Consider the following 21,435-nt stretch of genomic DNA (forward strand, 5'->3'; position numbering starts at 1 on the left):
TTTATACTTTTTCCTTCCCTTGTTGCCCCCAACATTTAGTGCAGAATAAATAACGTCATTTGCAAATAACACAATTAAAGCCCGCACTTCAGCGGGATATTATTCGCACATCATCTCCGGGAGTTATTTATGACTTCGGCTCCGATTACCACAACTGATTTGGCACAGCGTGCCCAGGACGACAAATTATCCCTTCGGGAAAAAATAGGCTACGGACTGGGCGACGCGGGCGGGACGGTGATTACCTGCCTGATCATGAACTTTTTGACTTTTTTCTATACCGATGTCTTCGGCCTGACGCCCGCGCTGGTCGGGACCATGTTCCTGGCCCTGCGCGTTTTCGACGCCGTTTCCGACCCGATCATGGGCGTGCTCGCCGATCGTACCCAGAGCCGCTGGGGACGCTTTCGTCCCTGGCAGCTGTGGATTGCCGTGCCGATCGGCGTTATCGGCGTCCTGACGTTTACCGTGCCCGATGCCAGCATGGGGATAAAAATCGCCTGGGCATTCGGCACCTATCTATTGCTGTCGGTGAGCTACACCGCGATAAACGTCCCCTACTGCGCGCTGATTAACACCATGACCACGCGTCATACCGAGGTTATCTCATGCCAGGCATGGCGTTTTGTGCTGTGCGGCGTGGCGGGTTTCTTAGTCTCCGTTGGGCTGCCGTGGATGGTAAAAGCGCTCGGCCAGGGCGATACCGCGCAGGGATATCAGTACGGCGTTGGCGTACTCTGCGCTATCGCGGTGGCGATGTTCCTGTGCTGTTTTTTCTGGGTTCGCGAACGCGTCTCGCTGGATGTGATGGGGAAATTTACCCTGCGCGAGCATATCGCCGGGCTGCGTAAAAACGACCAGCTGCTGCTGATGCTGGTGATGTCATTTCTGCTCATCAACGTCTTCAATATCCGCGGTGGCGGCTACATGTACTTCATTACCTACGTGCTGGGCGGTTCTACCGGCTACACATCGCTATTCTTCACTATGGTAACCTTCGCCTCCATTGGCGGTTCCGTCATCATTAACCTGCTGTCGCACCGCTTCGATACCGTCAAACTCTACTACTACACCAACCTGACGCTGGCCGCGCTGGCCGTGACGATGTGGTTTTTGCCCACCGGGCAGGCGTACCAGATCCTGTGGCTGGTCGTCATCCTCGGCAACGGCATTATTCTTGGCTTCACCCTGCCGCTGCACTTTTCGCTGATGGCCTTCTCCGACGATTACGGCGAATGGAAAACCGGGGTGCGCTCTTCCGGGATGAACTTCGCCTTTAACCTGTTCTTTATCAAGCTGGCGTGGGCCTCCAGCGCCGGGATTATTAGCCTCGTGTTTATCTACGTGGCTTATCTGCCGGGTGCGGAAAACCAGACTGCATCATCACTGGCGGGTATCACCTCCATGGAGACCCTGCTGCCCGCCCTGTTCCATCTGCTGCTGGCCTTTTCCATTCGCGCCTGCAAGCTCAACAATCCGATGATGGCGCGCATCGCCAGCGATCTGCGTACGCGTCATGTTCAGCCTTAAGGAGTCCGTCATGTCTGTTATGGAAGTCGATCTGCACAAACTGAAAATCAACGACTCGTTCCTCGGCCAGTACCAGCAGCTGGTGCGCGATGTGGTGATCCCTTATCAGTGGGATGCGCTTAACGACCGTATCGAGGAGGCGGACCCGAGCCATGCGATAGAGAACTTCCGCATCGCCGCCGGGCGACAGGAGGGCGAATTCTACGGCATGGTCTTTCAGGACAGCGACGTGGCGAAATGGCTGGAGGCGGTGGCCTGGTCGCTGTGTCAGAAGCCGGACGCCGGGCTGGAAAAAACCGCCGATGAGGTGATTGAACTGGTCGCGGCCGCCCAGTGTGAAGATGGCTATCTGAATACATATTTCACGGTCAAAGCGCCAGAGGAGCGCTGGACCAACCTCGCCGAATGCCACGAACTGTACTGCGCCGGGCACATGATTGAAGCGGGCGTCGCCTTCTTCCAGGCTACCGGCAAACGTCGTCTGCTGGATGTCGTCTGCCGCCTCGCTGACCACATTGATAGCGTGTTTGGCCCCGGAGATAACCAGCTGCACGGCTACCCTGGACACCCGGAAATTGAGCTGGCGTTAATGCGTCTGTACGAAGTGACGCAGGAACCGCGCTACCTGGCGTTAGTAAACTACTTCGTTGAGGCGCGCGGAACGCGGCCGCATTTTTACGATATCGAATATGAGAAGCGCGGCAAAACCTCTTACTGGAACACCTACGGTCCGGCGTGGATGGTCATGGATAAACCCTACAGTCAGGCGCATCAGCCGGTTTCCGAACAGCCGGTCGCCATCGGCCACGCGGTGCGTTTCGTCTATCTGATGACCGGCATCGCCCATCTTGCTCGCTTAAGCCAGGACGAGGGCAAGCGTCAGGACTGCCTGCGCCTGTGGAAAAACATGGCCCAGCGCCAGCTGTATATCACCGGCGGTATTGGTTCGCAGAGCAGCGGCGAGGCGTTCAGCAGCGACTACGATCTGCCAAACGACACGGTGTATGCCGAAAGCTGCGCTTCCATTGGGCTGATGATGTTTGCCCGTCGGATGCTGGAGATGGAAGCCGACAGCCAATATGCCGACGTGATGGAGCGCGCGCTGTATAACACCGTTCTGGGCGGTATGGCGCTGGACGGCAAGCACTTCTTCTACGTCAATCCGCTGGAAGTGCATCCCAAATCCTTAAAATTCAACCATATTTACGATCACGTTAAACCCGTCCGTCAGCGCTGGTTCGGCTGCGCCTGCTGTCCGCCGAATATCGCCCGCGTGCTGACCTCGCTGGGGCACTATATCTACACGCCGCGCGATGACGCCCTGTACATCAACCTGTATGTCGGCAACAGCGTGGAGATCCCGGTGGGCAAGGAGACGCTACACCTGCGCATCAGCGGCAACTATCCGTGGCAGGAACAGGTGAAGATAGTCATCGATTCATCTTCACCGGTTAATCATACCCTGGCGCTGCGCCTGCCGGACTGGTGTGATAAGCCGCAGGTCACGCTCAACGGCGTACCGGCTACGCAGGATGTACGCAGAGGTTATCTGCATATTAGCCATCTCTGGCAGGAGGGCGACACGCTGCTGTTGACCCTACCGATGCCGGTACGCCGCATTTACGGCAACCCGCTGGTGCGCCATCAGGTCGGTCAGGTCGCCGTCCAGCGCGGCCCGCTGGTTTACTGCCTGGAGCAGGCGGATAACGGCGAGCAGCTGCATAACCTACAGTTGCCGCGCGATGCCCGGTTTACCGCCTTTGAAGGCAAAGGGATTTTTGCCCACAAGATACTTCTCCAGGCGCCGGGGTATAAGCAAACGGCGGAGGATGCTGAAAGCCAGACGCTGTGGAACTACGACCACGTCCCCTCCACCCGCCAGCCGCAAACGCTGACCTTTATTCCGTGGTTTAGCTGGGCCAACCGCGGCGAAGGCGAAATGCGTATCTGGGTGAAGGAAGCGTAAGTGTGAGCATTCCCCGGTGGCGCTGCGCTTACCGGGGCTACAAGGTTTGTGCGTTATCGTAGCCAGTAGCCCGGACAGGCGCGCCAGGCGCCGCCTCCGGGGGATTATTTTATTCTTTAATAAACAATGCCTTATCGCGCAGAATATGGTCATTTCCACGGCGGCGGGTGAAGCCGATACGGTCGAAATACTCGAGGATCTGAATCGCCAGCTTGCGCCCAACGTTCAGCGTATCGCGAAAATCGGCCGCGCAGGTTGATCCTCTCTCCTGGTCCAGCTCGCGGATCATTTTAGCGAAGGCGATAATCCGATCGTTACGATAGTAGCGATCTTTCACGATCGCGGTAATCATCCCCTGCTGTGCCGCCTGGCGTAGTACCGCACGCATCAACGACTCTTCCACGTTGGCTTCCCGCGCCAGATCGCGCACCCACCACGGCTCATCGGCAAACAGCCCGGCAACCCTCAGCCAGATTGCCTGCTGCTCATCGGTAAAACCCGCTTTATGCTCCGGCAGGTGCAGCCAGCCATGGTGACTATGAACAATACCGCTTTCGCGCATCTGTTCAATCAGCAGCAGCACCAGCGCTTCATCTTCCATCGGCAGCGCGATACGCCGCAGGCGTTCGCGTCCCGGTCCCGGCTCATCGCGATGCTGATCGTGATAGCGCGCAAGGGCATCAAGCAGCTTTCGCTGCCAGCGCGCGGCCAGCGGGGCGCTAAGCAGGCTATTTCCCGCCTGGAGATAGTCAGGACGGTTAATCAGCGCTTTCAGGCCCTCATCGCTGAGCTGACGCGCCCAGGCGAAATCATTGAGACGCACCGCATCGCGCTGGAGATGAATATCTAACGCCCGGGCATCATCACCCTGCGCAGCGGCCAGCGCGTGCAGCCACTGTAGATACTCCGGCTTACGCTTGCCCCGGCGCGGGGGATTAAGCGCAACTACCCGCGCGCCGGCGAGCGTCAGGCGCGCGGAAATATCGCGCAGCACCAGGCGGTCGTTATCCGCCAGCCGCAGCGGCGTATCAAAAACCAGCTCCGCCAGCGAACCTTCCAGCAGCGACACGCGGCCGGTGATATGGCTGGCGGCATGGTGGATATGCAGCGGCTGCCACTGGCTAAGCGGCGTGTGGCACTGGAGTTCGACAATGACCCGTTCAGAGGCTTCCGGCGGCGGCACCGCCAGCAGCCAGTCGCCGCGGTTGAGATCCTCTTTTTGCGCATCGCCGGCAATATTCAGGGCAATACGCTGGCCGGCGCAGGCCTGCTCAACCGCCTGATTTTGCGCGTGCAGACCGCGCACGCGCATCGGTTTATCGACGCCGGTCAGCCACAGCGTATCGCCAACGTTAACTTCGCCGGATAACGCCGTCCCGGTAACCACCAGCCCCGCGCCTTTAACGGTAAACGCCCGGTCGATCGCCAGACGGAAGCGTTGATGCTGCGGATGCGCGCGTGCTGCAAGCTGCAGTAGATGTTCCCGCAGCTCGGCGATACCCCGTCCTTCCGTCGCCGCAACGACAAACAGGGTCGCTCCGGTAAAACCGAACTCCGCCAGTACCGCGTCGATTTCCGCCTTTACTTCTTCGATCCGCGTTGCTTCTACGCGGTCCGCTTTAGTCAACGCAACGGTTAACGTCGGGCTCCCGGTAAGCTGGAGGATCGCCAGGTGCTCGCGCGTCTGCGCCATGACCCCATCATCGCAGGCCACCACCAGCAGCGCATGATCGATACCGCCAACGCCGGCCAGCATATTGGACAAGAACTTTTCGTGGCCGGGAACGTCGATAAAACCCAGCACCCGCCCATCGGGCTGCGGCCAGTAGGCGTAGCCGAGGTCGATGGTCATCCCGCGCGCTTTCTCTTCCGGCAGGCGATCGGCATTGATGCCGGTAATCGCCTGTAGCAGCGTAGTTTTGCCGTGGTCAACGTGACCAGCGGTGGCAATAATCATCTCAATAACATCTCCATAAACCGGGTTTCATCCTCAAGACAGCGCAGATCGAGCCACAGACGGCCATCGTAGATCCTACCGATAACCGGCACGGGCAACAGACGCCAGCGGGCCGCCAGGGCCTCCAGCTGGCTACCGCGGCCATCGCGCGGAGTAAACGTCAGCGCCGCGCTGGGTAGCCGGTCCACCGGCAGCGAACCGCTGCCGATCTGCGACAGGCACGGCTCAACCCGCAGCTCAAAATCAGCATAATGCTCAGCCAGCGTGGCCTGAATGCGCTCGCCTTGCTGAGTGATCTCATCCGCCTGGCGGGTCAGCAGACGCAGGGTCGGCAGTTCAGCGGCCAGTTTTTCCGGGTGCAGATAGAGGCGCAGCGTAGCCTCCAGCGCCGCGAGGGTCATTTTATCCGCCCGCAGGGCGCGCTTGAGCGGATGACTCTGCAAACGAGCGATCTGCGCTTTTTTGCCAACGATGATCCCCGCCTGCGGGCCGCCCAGCAGTTTATCGCCGGAGAAGCTCACCAGGCTCACGCCGGCGGCAATCATCTCCTGCGGCATCGGCTCTTTCGGCAGGCCGTACTGGCTTAAATCAACCAGCGAGCCGCTGCCGAGATCGGCAACCACCGGAATATTCAGCTCGCGGCCAATCTCCGCCAGCTCCGCCTCATCCACAGCTTTAGTAAAACCCTCAATGCTGTAGTTGCTGGTATGAACCTTCATGAGCAGGCCGGTATTCTCATTAACAGCCTGACGATAATCTTTCGCGTGGGTACGGTTGGTGGTCCCCACTTCATGCAGGACGCAGCCGGCCTGGCGCATCACATCGGGAATACGGAACGCGCCGCCGATCTCTACCAGTTCGCCGCGCGAAACCACCACCTCTTTACCGCCAGCGGTAGCCGCCAGCATCAACAGCACCGCCGCCGCGTTGTTGTTAACGATACAGGCGTCTTCCGCACCGGTGAGCTGGCAAAGCAGATCGGCCAGCGCGCGGTCGCGGTGACCGCGTCCGGCATCGTCAAGATCGTATTCCAGCGTCACCGGCGCACGCATCGCCTGAGCCACCGCCTTCACCGCAGCTTCCGCCTGAATCGCGCGGCCAAGATTGGTATGCAGCACGGTGCCGGTAAGATTGAAAACCGGGCGCAGAGCGCTTTGCTGCGTCAGCTCCAGGCGTCGTAGAGTTTCCTGTTGCCACTCTTCGCACCACGTCGGCAGCGCCAGGTTCAGGCGGATAAATTCCCGCGCTTCGTCCAGCATCTGACGCAGCAGCGCTACCGTCTGGGAGTGACCGTATTGCGTCAGCAGCGGTGAAAATGCGGGATCGCGGAGTAGACGGTCGATGGCCGGAAGCCGGGTATAAAGCGCACGAATTTCGGTAGTCATGAATGAACCTATTTTCCCCCCTCCCGACGGGAGAGGGAGTCAACAAATGAGCGGCAATTGTAATGCTTCCGCGCAAAAACTGTTACCTGCCTGAGTCAACTCACCGGCGGTTCGGTACGTGCAAAGCTGGGACGCTGAAAGAGCGAGTCCACCAGGCGAACCAGTTTGGGTCGGGTGGCGCACCAGCCGGGCGCAACGCGGCGAAAATTAAGATAAGCAATAGCGCAGGCGGTTGAAATGCCCGCCAGGTTGAGTTCATCGGGTCGTAGCGTTCCATCGCCCGCATATCCTTCCAGCGCATCAAGACCGCGCGCGACCTTTTCTCTCTGGCGTAGCAGTTCGCTTTCCGATTGCTGGGCTGCCGGGCGCGTTTTCTCTCTTACCAGCGTTTGCGCGGCCTCCATCACCCCATCAGCCAGCGCTTCAATTTGACGTAGTTTCAGCGCCGCTTTCGGTTCCGCTGGCAGCATATCCGGCGCGATGCCGAGCAGCTCCAGATATTGAGCAATAATGGACGAGTCATACCAGCATTCGCCGTCGTCGGTAACCAGCGCAGGGACTTTACCTAACGGGTTGTACTGCGCCACGCCGCTGGCATCGGTATAAGGGGATTCGTTGACGAACTCGAAGGGGATCGCTTTTTCCAGCAGTATGACGGAAATTTTGCGCACAAAGGGACTGGTGTAGCTGCCGATCAGTTTCATTGCCTGCTCCTTTCGCCAACAAAGTAGTCAGTATGGCGCAGGAGCAGGTAAAAAGCAGAGAGCAAAATCACCTCAGGATAAAACGTTCACGCTAATGATCCAGATAGAGATAGTGCATCCAGCTGGTCATGCGCAGTAGCACTTTGCGCATCACTGAGACGTGGGTGAAATGATCGGAATAGACCGCCACCTGGGCATAAATCCCGTCCGGCAGAGCGTCTACGGCGGCATTGGGCTCCAGCTCGATAGTCGCCAGCACGCCGTCGCTACCCGGCGTAACCGTCAATGCTTGCAGCGTGCCCTGAGCCTGATACGTTCCGCCCGGCACTACCGGTAGAATACTCACCAGTTTGCCGCGAAAGACCTGTCCCGGCAGCGCGTTGAAAACCGCTTCAGCATCGTCGCCCTTCTCCAGCCTGAGCAGCGAATTTTGCCGGAACTGGGCCACTATCAGCCGTTTTTGCTGCGGGATAAACACCATCACCGGACGCAGCGGTAGCGAGGCGGCATAGGTTCCAGGGCGAATTAAAACCTGGGTGATATAGCCGTCGCTGGGCGCACGCACCGTGGTTTGATCGAGGTTATATTTCGCCTCCGCCAGCTGCGCGCGCAGGCTCACCACCTGCGACTGCTCGCCGTTAACCATGCTGTCGAGCTGACTCTGGATTTGCGCCTGCTCGGCGACCGAGCCCTTTACCATCGCATCCTGAGCGAGATAGTTTTGCCGGGCATTATCGATATCGCTTTCAGAAAAGGGATTAACCCGTGCCTGGCTTCCCTTCAGATACCGCTGATAGTCCTTATAGAGACGGTCGCGCTCCGCGGAAACGCGCGTGGTGTTTGCCTGGGCCTCAGAAAGTTGCGCCTTAAGATTGTTAATACCGTGAAGCGCGGTAACAAGGTCAGCCTGCAGCCTGTCTACCCGCGCCTGATAACGTGCAGGATCGATAGTAAACAGGATCTCCCCTTTTTTAACTCGTTGATTTGCTTTATCCGTGACGCTGCTGACCACGCCGGTAACCTGCGGAGTAACAGGAATAGAAATCACCGCTTTTTGTGCGGTAAATGTATATGGATGGTTGTAATTCATTAATAAAATAAGCGCGCTAACAATAAATACGCCGCCCAGCGCCGCGGTGGGAACCGTCCATTTATTTACCGGGATCTTAAATATTTTAAATATCGACCAGGCAATTGCCACGTAGGTTAAAATAATCAGCAAATCCATGATTTATTTCTCCACCGAAGGTGGTTGGACTGATGGCTGTAGCGCAGTGATTTGTTGTTCAAGTACGCTGACTCGCTGGCGTAACTGACTGATTTCGTCCTCATCTTCCTGCGCTTCCGCCGGCATCCCATCCCGTCGGTGCTGCATTCCCCAACCGCGCTCGGGCTGGTAAAGCGTGGCCCAAATCCATAAAAACGGCCAGATAACGTGCAGAGTAAACAGACTCACCCAGCCCGCAACGTGAATGGCATCGGCATGCGGATGGTTACGTTTCTTAGCAATCAGGTAAGGAATATCATGGAGAATGATGATTCCATAAAAAATCACCAGAAAGACAAAGATCAAAACGCCGAGCGCAAAATAATTGAGAAACATAATTTCCTCGAATTTACGCTAATTATTTATGGGATATGCGTCGGACCCAATGCAAAAACGGTCGACAAACTGAGCATAATTCACCCGTTTCATTTTCGCCATTGACGACTAAAATCTTCTTCAGCGGAACGAGTTATTGAGTTACACATCTTCAAGTTGAACACGGCATAATCTGCCCGAGATCACATCAGGGAAAATCCAGGTCAAAATATTTTGTGATGCAAATCACAAACAAACAACAAAACGTCAATTTATATTTGTGATATTAATCACATAAAACCGTATTCTTACCCCTTAAGCGCAGCGCTGTTGTTTTTTTACACATCATTTTTGTGACGCAAATCACTACAAATGACCATTTACGCCCTATATTAATGTGACATATATCACACAAAGACCCACCGACTGGACAGCTTAACGATTCAGTGCCAGATTTCGCTCTATCACTCAGGGCCCGGCTACCTCTGCCGCCTTATTAACAACAAGCCTCGGGCTTTCAGCCTGCCGATAGCAAAAACAGAAGAAGGGGTGTTTTATGTCATCCGATATCAAGATCAAAGTGCAAAGCTTTGGTCGTTTCCTCAGCAATATGGTGATGCCAAATATCGGCGCGTTTATCGCGTGGGGTATTATCACCGCATTATTCATTCCGACAGGCTGGTTACCGAACGAAACGCTGGCGAAGCTGGTCGGTCCGATGATCACCTATCTGCTGCCTCTGCTGATCGGTTATACCGGCGGTAAGCTGGTTGGCGGCGAGCGCGGCGGCGTGGTCGGCGCAATCACCACCATGGGCGTGATCGTCGGCGCGGATATGCCGATGTTCCTCGGCTCCATGATCGCCGGTCCACTGGGCGGCTGGGCTATTAAAAAATTCGACGTGTGGGTAGACGGTAAGATCAAGTCCGGTTTTGAGATGCTGGTGAATAACTTCTCCGCCGGCATCATCGGTATGATCCTCGCTATCCTGGCGTTCCTCGGCATTGGCCCGGCGGTTGAAGTTCTGTCGAAAATCCTCGCCGCTGGCGTTAACTTCATGGTGGCGCACGACATGCTGCCGCTGGCGTCTATCTTTGTTGAACCGGCTAAAATCCTGTTCCTCAACAACGCCATCAACCACGGTATTTTCTCGCCGCTGGGTATTCAGCAATCTCACGATCTCGGCAAGTCTATCTTCTTCCTGATTGAAGCTAACCCGGGTCCGGGTATGGGCGTCCTGCTGGCGTACATGTTCTTCGGTCGCGGTAGCGCGAAACAGTCTGCGGGCGGTGCGGCAATCATCCACTTCCTCGGCGGTATTCACGAGATTTACTTCCCGTACGTGCTGATGAACCCGCGTCTGATTCTGGCGGTTATTCTTGGCGGTATGACCGGCGTGTTCACCCTGACCCTCCTTAACGGCGGTCTGGTTTCTCCGGCCTCTCCGGGTTCTATCCTCGCCGTGCTGGCGATGACGCCGAAAGGTGCCTACTTCGCTAACATCGCCGCGATTGTTGCCGCGATGGCCGTCTCCTTCGTGGTCTCAGCCATTCTGCTGAAAACCAGCAAAGTGAAAGAAGAAGATGATATCGAAGCCGCGACCCGCCGCATGCACGATATGAAAGCCGAATCCAAAGGCGGCGCCACTCCGCTGGCCGCTGGTGATGTCGCAAACGATCTGAGCCACGTACGCAAAATCATCGTCGCCTGCGACGCTGGTATGGGCTCCAGCGCCATGGGCGCAGGCGTGCTGCGTAAGAAAGTGCAGGATGCCGGACTAGGCAATATCTCCGTTACCAACTGTGCGATTAACAATCTGCCGCCGGATGTTGACCTGGTCATCACCCACCGCGACCTGACCGAACGTGCAATGCGTCAGGTGCCGCAGGCGCAGCATATTTCGCTGACCAACTTCCTCGACAGCGGCCTGTATACCAGCCTGACCGAACGTCTGGTTGCGGCACAGCGCCATAATGAGAACGAAGAAAAAGTCCGCGATAGCCTGAAAGACAGCTTCGACGAGGCTGACACCAACCTGTTCAAACTCGGTGCGGAGAACATCTTCCTTGGCCGCAAAGCCGCCACCAAAGAAGAAGCGATTCTGTTTGCTGGCGAGCAGCTGGTAAAAGGTGGCTACGTTGAGCCGGAATATGTCCAGGCGATGCTGGATCGTGAAAAGCTGACCTCCACCTATCTGGGTGAGTCCATCGCGGTTCCGCACGGCACCATCGAAGCTAAAGATCGCGTCCTGAAAACCGGCATCGTCTTCTGCCAGTATCCGGAAGGCGTACGCTTCGGTGAAGAAGCGGATGACGTTGCTCGTCTGGTTATCGGTATCGCCGCGCGTAATAACGAGCATATTCAGGTAATTACCAGCCTGACCAACGCGCTGGACGATGAATCGGTGATTGAGCGTCTGGCGAAAACCACCAGCGTTGAAGAAGTGCTGACGCTGCTGAAAGCGTAACCTGTTGCCCGGCTGTACGCCGGGCAACGCCTCCTCTCTCCCCATGCGTGGGGAGAGGGTTAGGGTGAGGGAAAAGCCTCACCCCAGCCCTCTCAGGTAAAAACATTAATTGAAGGTTAATACTATGAAAGCATTACATTTTGGCGCAGGTAATATCGGTCGTGGCTTTATCGGCAAACTGCTGGCAGACGCGGGGATACAGCTGACGTTTGCGGATGTAAATCAGGTCGTACTTGATGCCCTGAATGCCCGTCATAGCTATCAGGTTCACGTAGTAGGCGAAAATGAGCAGGTCGATACCGTTTCCGGCGTCGATGCCGTCAGCAGCATTGGTGACGACGTTATTGACCTGATCTCTCGCGTTGACCTGGTGACCACCGCCGTCGGCCCGGTCGTGCTGGAGCGTATCGCCCCGGCAATTGCCAAAGGCCTGGCCAAACGTAAGGCGCAGGGCGTTACGGCCCCGCTAAATATTATCGCCTGCGAGAACATGGTCCGCGGTACGACTCAGCTGAAAGGCCACGTTTTCAATGCACTGGCGGAAGAAGATAAAGCCTGGGTTGAAACCAACGTCGGCTTCGTTGATTCCGCCGTTGACCGCATTGTTCCACCGTCTGCTTCCGCCACTCACGATCCGCTGGAAGTCACCGTAGAAACCTTCAGCGAGTGGATTGTCGACAAGACCCAGTTCAAGGGCGAGCTGCCAAACATCCCGGGTATGGAATTAACCGATAACCTGATGGCATTTGTCGAACGTAAGCTATTCACCTTAAACACTGGACATGCTATAACCGCCTACCTCGGAAAACTGGCGGGTCACCAGACGATTCGTGACGCGATTCTCGATGAGAAAATTCGCGCGGTGGTCAAAGGTGCTATGGAAGAAAGCGGCGCGGTACTGATTAAACGCTATGCCTTTGATGCGCAAAAGCACGCCGCTTACATCCAGAAAATTATTGGTCGTTTTGAAAACCCGTACCTGAAAGATGACGTTGAACGCGTTGGCCGCCAGCCGCTGCGCAAACTGAGCGCGGGCGATCGCTTAATTAAGCCGCTGCTGGGTACGCTGGAATATGGCCTGCCGCATCTGAACCTGGTGAAAGGTATCGCCGCTGCCATGCACTTCCGCAGCGAAGAAGACCCGCAGGCTCAGGAGCTGGTGGCGCTGATTGCCGAGAAAGGCCCTCAGGCCGCGCTGGCGCAGATTTCTGGTCTGGACGCGGCAAGCGCCGTGGTGGCGGAAGCCGTTAACGATTACAACGCCGTTAAATGAGACAAGACCTGGCGCGGCTCGAGTCGCGCCCATTACTACTCCTGTCAGATATGCAGGCAATAATGGAAGAAACACAGGCATTTGAAAACCGTGTGCTTGAACGTCTGAATGCTGGCAAAACCGTAAGAAGCTTCCTGATCGCCACCGTTGAACTGCTGACGGAGGCAGTCAATATCCTGGTGCTTCAGGTGTTCCGTAAAGACGACTACGCGGTAAAATACGCAGTGGAACCGTTGCTGGATGGCGACGGGCCGCTTGGCGACCTTTCTGTACGCCTGAAGCTGATCTACGGCCTTGGGGTGATTAGCCGTGCCGAATATGAAGATGCCGAGCTGCTGATGGCCCTGCGCGAAGAGTTGAATCACGATGGTAATGAGTACAGCTTTACCGATGATGAGATTCTTGGACCGTTTGGCGAACTGCACTGCGTCGCCGCTCTGCCGCCAACGCCGCAGTTCGATGAGAGCGATGCAGACCTGCTGGCAATGCAAAAGCTGCGCTACCAGCAGGTTGTTCGTTCAACAATGATGCTATCTCTGACCGAGCTGATTTCTAAAATCAGCTTAAAAAAAGCCTTTCAAAAATCAACGCCCTGATTCCGTCTCTTGCTGTTCGCACGTCGGCCGATAAAGCTGACGATAGTACTCGAGACGACGCAGATATAGCTCTTCTTTTTCAGTCGGAATATCCGGCGGTATCTGCTTTAAACGTGGACATTTTTTTAGATATTCCATAAAAGCCTGGCTTGAAGCCATAAAGTCTACGGCTTTATCAATAATACGCGGTACACCGTCGCCGATTTTCGCCATCACGCTCTCCTCTGCTCGGGAATGATCCTATTTAGAATTAGCTAAAAAAACGCAATACAGATGAGGAAAACGTGCTTAATGCCCGACAGACTTCACAGAAATGAACATTAGCTCACTATTAATAAAAATAGTCACTATATTCAATTAATTATAATTAATCTCGGTGACTGTTATTCGCAAAAAATCCGCGGCGTTTTGATAAATAACTACCCACAACACCCGCAACAGCACATACTATAGTCTGATAATGCCCCTTTCTTAATAGATTAAGCCACCATGAAAGAAGTCGAAAAAAATGAAATTAAGCGTCTGAGCGATCGTCTCGACGCCATCCGTCACCAGCAGGCTGACCTGTCTCTGGTTGAAGCCGCAGACAAGTATGCCGAGCTGGAAAAAGAGAAAACCACTATTGAGACAGAGCTTGTGCGGCTGCGTGAAGTTCAGGGCCAGAAGCTGAGCAAAGAAGCGCAAAAGCTGATGAGCATGCCGCACCGTCGCGCCATCACCAAAAAAGAACAGGCCGATATGGGCAAGCTCAAGAAAAGCGTGCGCGGTCTGGTTGTTGTCCATCCGATGACCGCCCTGGGCCGCGAAATGGGCCTGAAAGAAATGACCGGCTTCTCAAAAACCGAGTTCTGATATTTTCATCCCGTGAATCTCCCGGCTCGCGCTACGCTTAGCCGGGCTACGGGTTCGCTGCCCTCTGCGAGAGGGTAGCCCGGACAGATGCGCAGCATCGCCTCCGGGATCTATTCTGGTTCTAACGCTGTTCACCTCCCTCAATTGGCCCTACCAATTATTTCTTAAAGCGCCCAATGGTTCACATATCTATCATTTTTGGTCACAAATATATTGCTCATTGATAACATCTGATTAACCATTCGTTGTCGTTAACCCTACATCGCAATTTGGCTGGGCCAATTTTACAAATGATGTGACCTGCAAAGAGCATAAGACTCAGCGCTACATCATCAAGGCCCGATGGAGACCTGCATGAACCTCTGGCAACAAAATTACGATCCGGCCGGTAACATCTGGCTTTCAAGTCTCATCGCATCGCTACCGATTCTGTTTTTCTTCTTTGCCCTGATTAAGCTCAAGCTAAAAGGATACGTTGCTGCAACCTGGACCGTGGTCATCGCGCTATCCGTCGCCCTGCTGTTCTACAAAATGCCGGTTGACCACGCGCTGGCCTCGGTCGTCTACGGTTTCTTCTACGGCCTGTGGCCCATCGCGTGGATTATTATCGCTGCGGTCTTCGTCTATAAAATCTCGGTCAAGACCGGACAGTTCGATATTATCCGCTCATCGATTTTATCGATTACCCCAGACCAGCGTCTGCAAATGCTGATCGTCGGTTTCTCCTTCGGTGCGTTTCTCGAAGGTGCCGCCGGTTTTGGCGCACCGGTCGCCATCACCGCAGCATTGCTGGTAGGGCTCGGCTTTAACCCGCTGTATGCAGCAGGCCTGTGTCTAATCGTCAACACCGCTCCGGTAGCGTTCGGCGCAATGGGTATTCCGATTCTGGTCGCCGGACAGGTGACGGGACTCGATAGCTTCGAAATCGGTCAGATGGTTGGCCGGCAGCTCCCCTTTCTGACCATCATCGTCCTGTTCTGGATCATGGCGATTATGGACGGCTGGCGCGGCATTAAAGAGACCTGGCCTGCGGTTATGGTCGCCGGCGGCTCTTTTGCTATCGCTCAGTACCTCAGCTCTAACTTCCTCGGCCCGGAACTGCCGGATATTATCTCTTCGCTGGTGTCGCTGGTCTGCCTGACGCTGTTCCTCAAACGCTGGCAGCCGGTACGTATCTTCCGCTTCGGCGATATGGGCGCGTCGCAGGTCGACATGAGTCTGGCCCGAACTCACTACACGGCGGGTCAGGTGATTCGCGCCTGGTCTCCGTTCCTGTTCCTCACCGCGACCGTGACTCTGTGGAGCGTACCGCCGTTTAAAGCGCTGTTCGCTCCAGGCGGCGCAATGTACGACTTTGTCATTAATATTTCCGTGCCGTTCCTCGACAAGATGGTGGCTCGCATGCCGCCGGTGGTTAACGAAGCCACGCCGTATGCTGCGATCTACAAATTTGACTGGCTCTCAGCGACCGGTACCGCCATTCTGTTCGCCGCGCTGCTCTCTATCGTCTGGCTGCGCATGAAGCCAAAAGACGCGATCTCCACCTTCGGCAGCACGCTGAAAGAGCTGGCGCTGCCGATTTACTCCATCGGTATGGTGCTGGCGTTCGCCTTTATTTCCAACTATTCCGGACTATCCTCAACTCTGGCGCTTGCGCTGGCGCACACCGGCCATGCGTTTACCTTCTTCTCGCCGTTCCTCGGCTGGCTGGGGGTATTTCTGACCGGTTCGGATACATCGTCTAACGCGCTGTTTGCCGCGCTGCAGGCGACGGCGGCCCAGCAGATTGGCGTCTCCGATATCCTGCTGGTCGCGGCGAACACCACCGGCGGCGTAACCGGAAAAATGATCTCCCCTCAGTCCATCGCTATCGCCTGCGCGGCGGTTGGTCTGGTGGGCAGGGAGTCCGATCTGTTCCGCTTTACCGTAAAACACAGCCTGATTTTTACCTGTATGGTCGGCGCGATCACCACGCTGCAGGCGTACGTCTTAACCTGGATGATCCCGTGATAGTGATGCCTAAACGCCTTGCCGACGACGTAGCCCGTCGCGTGCGGGCGCTGATTGAAGAACAACAACTGGAGGCGGGCATGCGATTGCCCGCCGAGCGCCAGCTGGCAATGCAGCTTGGCGTATCGCGCAATTCGCTGCGTGAAGCGCTGGCGATGTTAGTCAACGAAGGGGTGCTGCTCAGCCGTCGCGGCGGCGGCACCTTCGTGCGCTGGCAGCACGAAGCGTGGTCGGAGCAAAATATCGTTCAGCCGCTGAAAACGCTGCTCTCCGACGATCCTGATTACAGTTTCGATATCCTCGAAGCCCGCCACGCCATCGAGGCCAGCACAGCCTGGCACGCGGCGATGCGGGCAACCGATGCCGAAAAAGAGAAAATCCGCCTCTGCTTTGAAGCCACCCAAAGTGAAGACCCGGACCTGGCCTCGCAGGCCGACGTCCGTTTCCATCTGGCGATTGCCGAAGCCTCGCACAACGTAGTACTGCTGCAAACCATGCGCGGTTTTTTCGACCTCTTACAATCCTCGGTCAAGGAGAGCCGCCAGCGGATGTACCTCGTTCCGCCGGTGTTCGCTCGCCTGACCGAACAGCACCAGGCGGTCATGGAGGCGATTATCGCCGGCGATCCCGATGGTGCCAGACAGGCGATGATGGCCCATTTGGGCTTTGTCCACGCCACTATCAAACGCTTTGATGAAGACCAGGCCCGCCAGGCGCGAATTACCCGCCTGCCCGGAGACCATAACGACAATTCCAGGGAGAACTTGTGATGATTATTTCCGCCGCCAGCGACTACCGCGCCGCCGCACAGCGTATCCTGCCACCGTTCCTGTTCCACTATATCGACGGCGGCGCTTACGCCGAGCACACTTTACGCCGCAACGTTGAAGACCTGTCCGACGTGGCCCTGCGTCAGCGTATTCTGCGCAATATGTCAGACCTGAGCCTGGAAACCACCTTATTCAACGAGAAGCTGGCGATGCCAACGGCGCTGGCCCCTGTCGGCCTATGCGGCATGTACGCCCGCCGCGGTGAAGTCCAGGCTGCAGGCGCAGCGGATGAAAAAGGCATCCCTTTCACTCTCTCTACCGTTTCCGTTTGTCCGATTGAAGAAGTCGCCCCAACCATCAAGCGCCCGATGTGGTTCCAGCTCTACGTTCTGCGTGACCGCGGTTTTATGCGCAACGCGCTGGAGCGGGCTAAGGCGGCGGGCTGCTCCACGCTGGTCTTTACCGTCGATATGCCAACGCCCGGTGCACGCTATCGTGATGCCCACTCCGGGATGAGCGGCCCGAATGCGGCAATGCGCCGCTACTGGCAGGCAATGACCCATCCGCAGTGGTCATGGGACGTCGGATTAAACGGTCGTCCGCACGATTTAGGCAATATCTCCGCCTACCTCGGCAAACCAACCGGCCTGGAAGATTACATCGGCTGGCTGGCGAATAACTTCGATCCGTCGATCTCCTGGAAAGACCTTGAGTGGATCCGCGAGTTCTGGGACGGGCCGATGGTGATCAAGGGGATCCTCGATCCGGATGATGCCCGCGACGCGGTGCGCTTCGGCGCAGATGGCATCGTGGTTTCTAACCACGGCGGCCGCCAGCTTGATGGCGTTCTCTCTTCCGCCCGTGCTCTGCCCGCGATTGCCGATGCGGTTAAAGGCGACATTACCATCCTCGCCGACAGCGGCATCCGCAACGGCCTCGATGTCGTGCGCATGATTGCCCTCGGCGCCGATAGCGTGCTGCTTGGCCGCGCCTATCTGTATGCGTTAGCCACTCACGGCAAGCAGGGAGTGGCCAATCTGTTGAACCTGATCGAGAAAGAGATGAAGGTGGCAATGACGCTGACCGGCGCGAAAACCATCGGAGAAATCAGCCGCGACTCTCTGGTACAAAACGCCGATGCGCTGCGGACTTTTGATACGATCAAAGCGGGAAACGCAGCGGTTACTCCCCACACTGGCCCTCTCCCACAAGGGGAGGAAACCGTCCGGCAGGCAGGTTAGCGGTGGTTTTCCCCTCACCCTCTACCACGGGGTGAGGGTTCACCAAATATCTGCTATTCTGCCCCCCGCTATCAAGGGGGCAGCATGCTTAACATCGTCTTATTCGAACCAGAAATCCCACCAAATACCGGGAATATTATCCGACTGTGCGCCAACACCGGTTTCAATCTGCATATTATTGAGCCCATGGGCTTCACCTGGGACGATAAACGACTGCGCCGCGCCGGGCTGGATTATCACGAATTCGCCGCCGTCCAACGCTATCATGATTACGCCGCGTTTATTGAAAACGCAAAGCCGCAGCGCCTGTTCGCCCTGACCACCAAAGGAACCCCGGCGCACAGCGCGGTCAGCTATCAGGACGGCGATTATCTGATGTTTGGCCCGGAAACTCGCGGACTGCCAGGCAGCATTCTGGATGCCCTGCCGCCGGAGCAAAAAATCCGTATTCCAATGATGCCGGACAGCCGCAGCATGAACCTGTCAAACGCGGTGTCGGTGGTGGTGTATGAAGCCTGGCGTCAGCTGGGGTATCCCGGCGCGGTGCTGCGCAGCTAGCCTGAGCGATTCCCGGATTGCGGCGCACAGCGCCTTATCCGGGCTACATGCTGGCTTTCTCCCGGAGGCGGCGCGTAGCGCCTGTCCGGGCCACCAGACAACACTCTGTTTTGTAGCCCGGACAGATGCGCAGCATCGCCTCCGGGAAATCAATTAAATCCCGTCGCCGTACTCAAAAGTGTGGTGTATCCCGTTAAAGTGCTGATCCATATCCATCGCCGGCTTATCGCTCTCCGGCTTGCCGACGATGCGCGCAGGAACACCTGCTGCGGTGGTATGCGGCGGCACTGGCTGCAGCACCACTGAGCCTGCGCCGATTTTTGCTCCGCGCCCGACTTCGATGTTGCCGAGGATCTTCGCCCCGGCGCCAATCATCACGCCTTCGCGAATTTTCGGGTGACGGTCGCCGCTGGTTTTACCGGTACCGCCAAGGGTAACCGATTGCAGAATGGATACATCATCTTCAATCACCGCCGTTTCACCGACCACGATACCGGTGGCGTGGTCGAGCATGATCCCGCGGCCAATCTTCGCTGCCGGGTGGATATCGACCTGGAACGAGACGGAAACCTGGTTTTGCAGGAAGATAGCCAGCGCCCGGCGCCCCTGATTCCACAGCCAGTGGCCGATACGATAGGCCTGCAGGGCATGAAAGCCCTTCAGGTAGAGCAGCGGCGTTGAGTATTTATCAACCGCAGGGTCGCGGGTGCGCACCGCCTGAATATCGCAGGCGGCGGAGGCAATCATTTCCGGGTCGGCGGCATAGGCCTCTTCCACCACTTCACGAATGGCGATGGCGGGCATAATCGGCGAGGCAAGCTTGTTTGCCAGCATATAGCTCAGGGCGCTGCCGAGATTTTCGTGCTTGAGTAGCGTGGCGTGGTAAAAACTGGCGAGCATCGGCTCACAGTCAGCTAAAGCCCGAGCTTCGGCTTTGATGTTATTCCAGACGATATCCAGTTCTTCACACGGCATTGCTGACTCCAGGCGATATAATAATGACCGGCCAGTTCTTTGCTGGCCGGGTCATTCAGGTGATCCAGGTTCCATCTCAGTTAGTTGCTACGCTCATCCTTGCGAGCACGACCTAATAAGGTCAATGCTGCCTCGCGCGCAATTTTTCCGCAATACAATACCTGATAAATTTCCTCGGTTATTGGCATTTCGACGCCTAAACGCTGCGCCAGAACGCGAACCTCTTTGGTATTGCGGTAACCTTCGACCACCTGGCCAATTTTATCCTGCGCGCTTTGCACATCCATGCCCTGACCGAGCATCATGCCAAAGCGGCGGTTACGCGACTGATTATCGGTGCAGGTCAGCACCAGATCGCCCAGGCCCGCCATGCCCATAAAGGTCTCGGGATCGGCGCCAAGGGCCTCCCCAAGACGAGACATCTCGACCAGCCCGCGAGTAATCAGCGCAGTTCTCGCGTTAGCGCCAAAACCGATACCGTCAGACATGCCGGCGCCGATAGCGATAACGTTTTTCACCGCGCCGCCGAGCTGAACGCCGATGAAGTCCGGATTGATATAGACGCGGAAACTCTTACCGCAGTGCAGCAGGCTTTGCAGATCGTCCGCGAACTGCGGATCCGTAGACGCCAGCGAGATAGCCGTCGGCAGGCCTGCCGCCAACTCTTTCGCGAAGGTCGGGCCGGAAATCACCGCCAGCGGGATATCATCGCCCAGCGCTTCGCGCGCCACGTCCTGCAGCAGACGTCCGGTTTCCGCTTCGAGGCCTTTTGTCGCCCAAACCAGGCGAGCGTCAGGACGCATCAGCGGTTTAATCTGCCGCAGCACTTCGCCAAACACGTGGCTCGGCACGACAACCAGGATATCGCGGCTGGCAGCCAGCGCGGTCGCCAGATCGCTCTCCAGATGCAACGTATCTGGGAAAGGAACATCAGGAAGAAATGCGGCGTTACAGCGATCGTGCTGCAGCGTCGCAATATGTTTCGGGTCATGGCCCCACAGCACAACGTGGTGGCCATTTCTTGCCAGGGTGATGGCAAGAGCGGTGCCGTAAGAGCCGGCACCGATCACAGTCATTGCAGCGTTAAGCGCGTTCATCAGGCATCCTGATGTTGTTCAGCACCTTCGCCAGCCTGCTGCTGCAGATAGTTCATAAACAGCGCATCGAAGTTCACTGGCGCAAGGTTCAGTTGCGGGAAGGTACCGCGAGAAACCAGGCTGGTGATGCACTCACGCGCGTACGGGAACAGAATGGTCGGGCAGTATGCGCCGAGGCAGTGCGCCATCTGGGTGCCTTCAATGCCTTCGATGGAGAAAATACCGCCCTGCTGTACTTCGCACAGGAATGCGGTTTCTTCGCCCAGTGAGGCAGTAACGGTCACGCGCAGCACCACTTCATACACGCCTTCAGCCAGCTGGCTGGAAGCAGTATCCAGATCAAGTTTAACTTCCGGCTGCCAATCTTTCTGGAAAACTTGCGGAGCGTTCGGCGCTTCGAAAGAAATATCCTTCGTGTAGATGCGCTGAATCTGGAAAGTCATTTCGGTGCTGTTTTGTTCTGACATAGTAA

At 56.5% G+C, this 21,435-nt stretch carries 19 protein-coding genes; 10 read left to right on the forward strand and 9 right to left on the reverse strand.

Annotated features, from left to right (window positions below; translation table 11 throughout):
- Nucleotides 1–129: 129 nt before the first annotated feature.
- Together GJ746_RS24385 and GJ746_RS24390 are read left to right on the forward strand one after the other, a co-directional pair.
- On the forward strand, nucleotides 130–1,530 hold the full coding sequence (locus GJ746_RS24385) for an MFS transporter (protein WP_154682472.1): 1,401 nt from the start codon (nucleotides 130–132) through the stop codon (nucleotides 1,528–1,530).
- A 10-nt stretch (nucleotides 1,531–1,540) separates the two neighbouring features.
- Nucleotides 1,541–3,496 (forward strand): glycoside hydrolase family 127 protein, encoded by a 1,956-nt coding sequence (locus GJ746_RS24390; RefSeq protein ID WP_154682473.1) that lies wholly within the window; start codon nucleotides 1,541–1,543, stop codon nucleotides 3,494–3,496.
- A gap of 109 nt (nucleotides 3,497–3,605) precedes the next feature.
- On the opposite strand, the gene selB is transcribed toward GJ746_RS24390, so the two are convergent.
- The 5 genes from selB to GJ746_RS24415 form a co-directional block, all read right to left on the reverse strand.
- On the reverse strand, nucleotides 3,606–5,453 hold the full coding sequence (gene selB / locus GJ746_RS24395) for a selenocysteine-specific translation elongation factor (RefSeq protein WP_154682474.1): 1,848 nt from the start codon (nucleotides 5,451–5,453) through the stop codon (nucleotides 3,606–3,608).
- Complete coding sequence (gene selA / locus GJ746_RS24400; RefSeq protein WP_154682475.1) at nucleotides 5,450–6,838, reverse strand: L-seryl-tRNA(Sec) selenium transferase; 1,389 nt, start codon at nucleotides 6,836–6,838, stop codon at nucleotides 5,450–5,452. Before selA ends, selB begins: the two co-directional genes overlap by 4 nt.
- 95 nt (nucleotides 6,839–6,933) lie before the next feature.
- On the reverse strand, nucleotides 6,934–7,542 hold the full coding sequence (locus GJ746_RS24405) for a glutathione S-transferase (protein WP_154682476.1): 609 nt from the start codon (nucleotides 7,540–7,542) through the stop codon (nucleotides 6,934–6,936).
- Nucleotides 7,543–7,633: 91 nt separating this feature from the next.
- A complete protein-coding gene (locus GJ746_RS24410; RefSeq protein ID WP_154682477.1) occupies nucleotides 7,634–8,770 on the reverse strand; it encodes an HlyD family secretion protein in 1,137 nt (378 codons plus the stop codon).
- Nucleotides 8,771–8,773: 3 nt separating this feature from the next.
- Nucleotides 8,774–9,145, reverse strand: a complete 372-nt coding sequence (locus tag GJ746_RS24415) for a DUF3302 domain-containing protein (RefSeq protein ID WP_154682478.1) — start codon at nucleotides 9,143–9,145, stop codon at nucleotides 8,774–8,776.
- 535 nt (nucleotides 9,146–9,680) lie between these two features.
- On the opposite strand from GJ746_RS24415, the gene mtlA reads away from it, so the two are divergent.
- From mtlA to mtlR, 3 genes are all read left to right on the forward strand, one after another.
- A complete protein-coding gene (mtlA, locus tag GJ746_RS24420) occupies nucleotides 9,681–11,591 on the forward strand; it encodes a PTS mannitol transporter subunit IICBA (RefSeq protein ID WP_154682479.1) in 1,911 nt (636 codons plus the stop codon).
- A gap of 124 nt (nucleotides 11,592–11,715) precedes the next feature.
- On the forward strand, nucleotides 11,716–12,864 hold the full coding sequence (gene mtlD / locus GJ746_RS24425) for a mannitol-1-phosphate 5-dehydrogenase (protein WP_154682480.1): 1,149 nt from the start codon (nucleotides 11,716–11,718) through the stop codon (nucleotides 12,862–12,864).
- The gene (gene mtlR / locus GJ746_RS24430; RefSeq protein WP_154682481.1) at nucleotides 12,861–13,460 is read left to right on the forward strand and encodes a mannitol operon repressor MtlR; all 600 of its coding nucleotides are present in this window, start codon (nucleotides 12,861–12,863) and stop codon (nucleotides 13,458–13,460) included. Before mtlD ends, mtlR begins: the two co-directional genes overlap by 4 nt.
- Here mtlR and GJ746_RS24435 read toward each other — a convergent pair.
- Nucleotides 13,449–13,673, reverse strand: a complete 225-nt coding sequence (locus tag GJ746_RS24435; RefSeq protein WP_154682482.1) for a hypothetical protein — start codon at nucleotides 13,671–13,673, stop codon at nucleotides 13,449–13,451. The two genes, mtlR and GJ746_RS24435, sit on opposite strands and share 12 nt — an antisense overlap.
- Nucleotides 13,674–13,949: 276 nt before the next feature.
- Between GJ746_RS24435 and GJ746_RS24440 the strand changes: the two genes are divergently transcribed.
- From GJ746_RS24440 to trmL, 5 genes are all read left to right on the forward strand, one after another.
- Nucleotides 13,950–14,312, forward strand: coding sequence for a YibL family ribosome-associated protein (locus GJ746_RS24440; RefSeq protein ID WP_154682483.1), 363 nt, complete (start codon nucleotides 13,950–13,952; stop codon nucleotides 14,310–14,312).
- A 354-nt stretch (nucleotides 14,313–14,666) separates the two neighbouring features.
- Entirely contained in the window at nucleotides 14,667–16,322 is a 1,656-nt protein-coding gene (lldP, locus tag GJ746_RS24445) for an L-lactate permease (protein ID WP_154682484.1), read from the forward strand.
- Entirely contained in the window at nucleotides 16,319–17,092 is a 774-nt protein-coding gene (gene lldR, locus GJ746_RS24450) for a transcriptional regulator LldR (RefSeq protein WP_154682485.1), read from the forward strand. The genes lldP and lldR overlap by 4 nt, the downstream gene beginning before the upstream one ends.
- Nucleotides 17,092–18,333: an FMN-dependent L-lactate dehydrogenase LldD gene (lldD, locus tag GJ746_RS24455; protein ID WP_154682810.1), complete on the forward strand. Its 1,242-nt coding sequence runs from the start codon at nucleotides 17,092–17,094 to the stop codon at nucleotides 18,331–18,333. The genes lldR and lldD overlap by 1 nt, the downstream gene beginning before the upstream one ends.
- 84 nt (nucleotides 18,334–18,417) lie before the next feature.
- Nucleotides 18,418–18,891, forward strand: coding sequence for a tRNA (uridine(34)/cytosine(34)/5-carboxymethylaminomethyluridine(34)-2'-O)-methyltransferase TrmL (gene trmL / locus GJ746_RS24460; protein ID WP_154682486.1), 474 nt, complete (start codon nucleotides 18,418–18,420; stop codon nucleotides 18,889–18,891).
- A 153-nt stretch (nucleotides 18,892–19,044) separates the two neighbouring features.
- Here trmL and cysE read toward each other — a convergent pair whose 3' ends face one another.
- From cysE to secB, 3 genes are all read right to left on the reverse strand, one after another.
- Nucleotides 19,045–19,866, reverse strand: a complete 822-nt coding sequence (cysE, locus tag GJ746_RS24465) for a serine O-acetyltransferase (RefSeq protein WP_004106845.1) — start codon at nucleotides 19,864–19,866, stop codon at nucleotides 19,045–19,047.
- Nucleotides 19,867–19,946: 80 nt separating this feature from the next.
- Nucleotides 19,947–20,963 carry an NAD(P)H-dependent glycerol-3-phosphate dehydrogenase gene (gpsA, locus tag GJ746_RS24470; RefSeq protein ID WP_154682487.1) on the reverse strand — a complete coding sequence of 339 codons (1,017 nt, stop codon included), beginning with the start codon at nucleotides 20,961–20,963 and terminating at the stop codon, nucleotides 19,947–19,949.
- Nucleotides 20,963–21,430, reverse strand: coding sequence for a protein-export chaperone SecB (gene secB / locus GJ746_RS24475; RefSeq protein ID WP_154682488.1), 468 nt, complete (start codon nucleotides 21,428–21,430; stop codon nucleotides 20,963–20,965). Before secB ends, gpsA begins: the two co-directional genes overlap by 1 nt.
- Nucleotides 21,431–21,435 lie beyond the last annotated feature (5 nt).

The sequence above is a fragment of the Klebsiella oxytoca genome, from assembly GCF_009707385.1.
Taxonomy (GTDB): Bacteria; Pseudomonadota; Gammaproteobacteria; order Enterobacterales; family Enterobacteriaceae; genus Klebsiella; species Klebsiella oxytoca_C.

Excerpts from the sequence above, each read along its gene's own strand:
- cysE (WP_004106845.1), bottom strand. The coding sequence starts at position 19,866 with ATGCCGTGTGAAGAACTGGATATCGTCTGGAATAACATCAAAGCCGAA.
- lldD (WP_154682810.1), top strand. The coding sequence starts at position 17,092 with ATGATTATTTCCGCCGCCAGCGACTACCGCGCCGCCGCACAGCGTATC.
- GJ746_RS24440 (WP_154682483.1), top strand. The coding sequence starts at position 13,950 with ATGAAAGAAGTCGAAAAAAATGAAATTAAGCGTCTGAGCGATCGTCTC.
- GJ746_RS24415 (WP_154682478.1), bottom strand. The coding sequence starts at position 9,145 with ATGTTTCTCAATTATTTTGCGCTCGGCGTTTTGATCTTTGTCTTTCTG.
- selA (WP_154682475.1), bottom strand. The coding sequence starts at position 6,838 with ATGACTACCGAAATTCGTGCGCTTTATACCCGGCTTCCGGCCATCGAC.
- GJ746_RS24410 (WP_154682477.1), bottom strand. The coding sequence starts at position 8,770 with ATGGATTTGCTGATTATTTTAACCTACGTGGCAATTGCCTGGTCGATA.
- secB (WP_154682488.1), bottom strand. The coding sequence starts at position 21,430 with ATGTCAGAACAAAACAGCACCGAAATGACTTTCCAGATTCAGCGCATC.
- gpsA (WP_154682487.1), bottom strand. The coding sequence starts at position 20,963 with ATGAACGCGCTTAACGCTGCAATGACTGTGATCGGTGCCGGCTCTTAC.
- GJ746_RS24405 (WP_154682476.1), bottom strand. The coding sequence starts at position 7,542 with ATGAAACTGATCGGCAGCTACACCAGTCCCTTTGTGCGCAAAATTTCC.
- selB (WP_154682474.1), bottom strand. The coding sequence starts at position 5,453 with ATGATTATTGCCACCGCTGGTCACGTTGACCACGGCAAAACTACGCTG.
- mtlR (WP_154682481.1), top strand. The coding sequence starts at position 12,861 with ATGAGACAAGACCTGGCGCGGCTCGAGTCGCGCCCATTACTACTCCTG.
- mtlD (WP_154682480.1), top strand. The coding sequence starts at position 11,716 with ATGAAAGCATTACATTTTGGCGCAGGTAATATCGGTCGTGGCTTTATC.
- GJ746_RS24435 (WP_154682482.1), bottom strand. The coding sequence starts at position 13,673 with ATGGCGAAAATCGGCGACGGTGTACCGCGTATTATTGATAAAGCCGTA.
- mtlA (WP_154682479.1), top strand. The coding sequence starts at position 9,681 with ATGTCATCCGATATCAAGATCAAAGTGCAAAGCTTTGGTCGTTTCCTC.
- lldP (WP_154682484.1), top strand. The coding sequence starts at position 14,667 with ATGAACCTCTGGCAACAAAATTACGATCCGGCCGGTAACATCTGGCTT.
- GJ746_RS24390 (WP_154682473.1), top strand. The coding sequence starts at position 1,541 with ATGTCTGTTATGGAAGTCGATCTGCACAAACTGAAAATCAACGACTCG.
- GJ746_RS24385 (WP_154682472.1), top strand. The coding sequence starts at position 130 with ATGACTTCGGCTCCGATTACCACAACTGATTTGGCACAGCGTGCCCAG.
- trmL (WP_154682486.1), top strand. The coding sequence starts at position 18,418 with ATGCTTAACATCGTCTTATTCGAACCAGAAATCCCACCAAATACCGGG.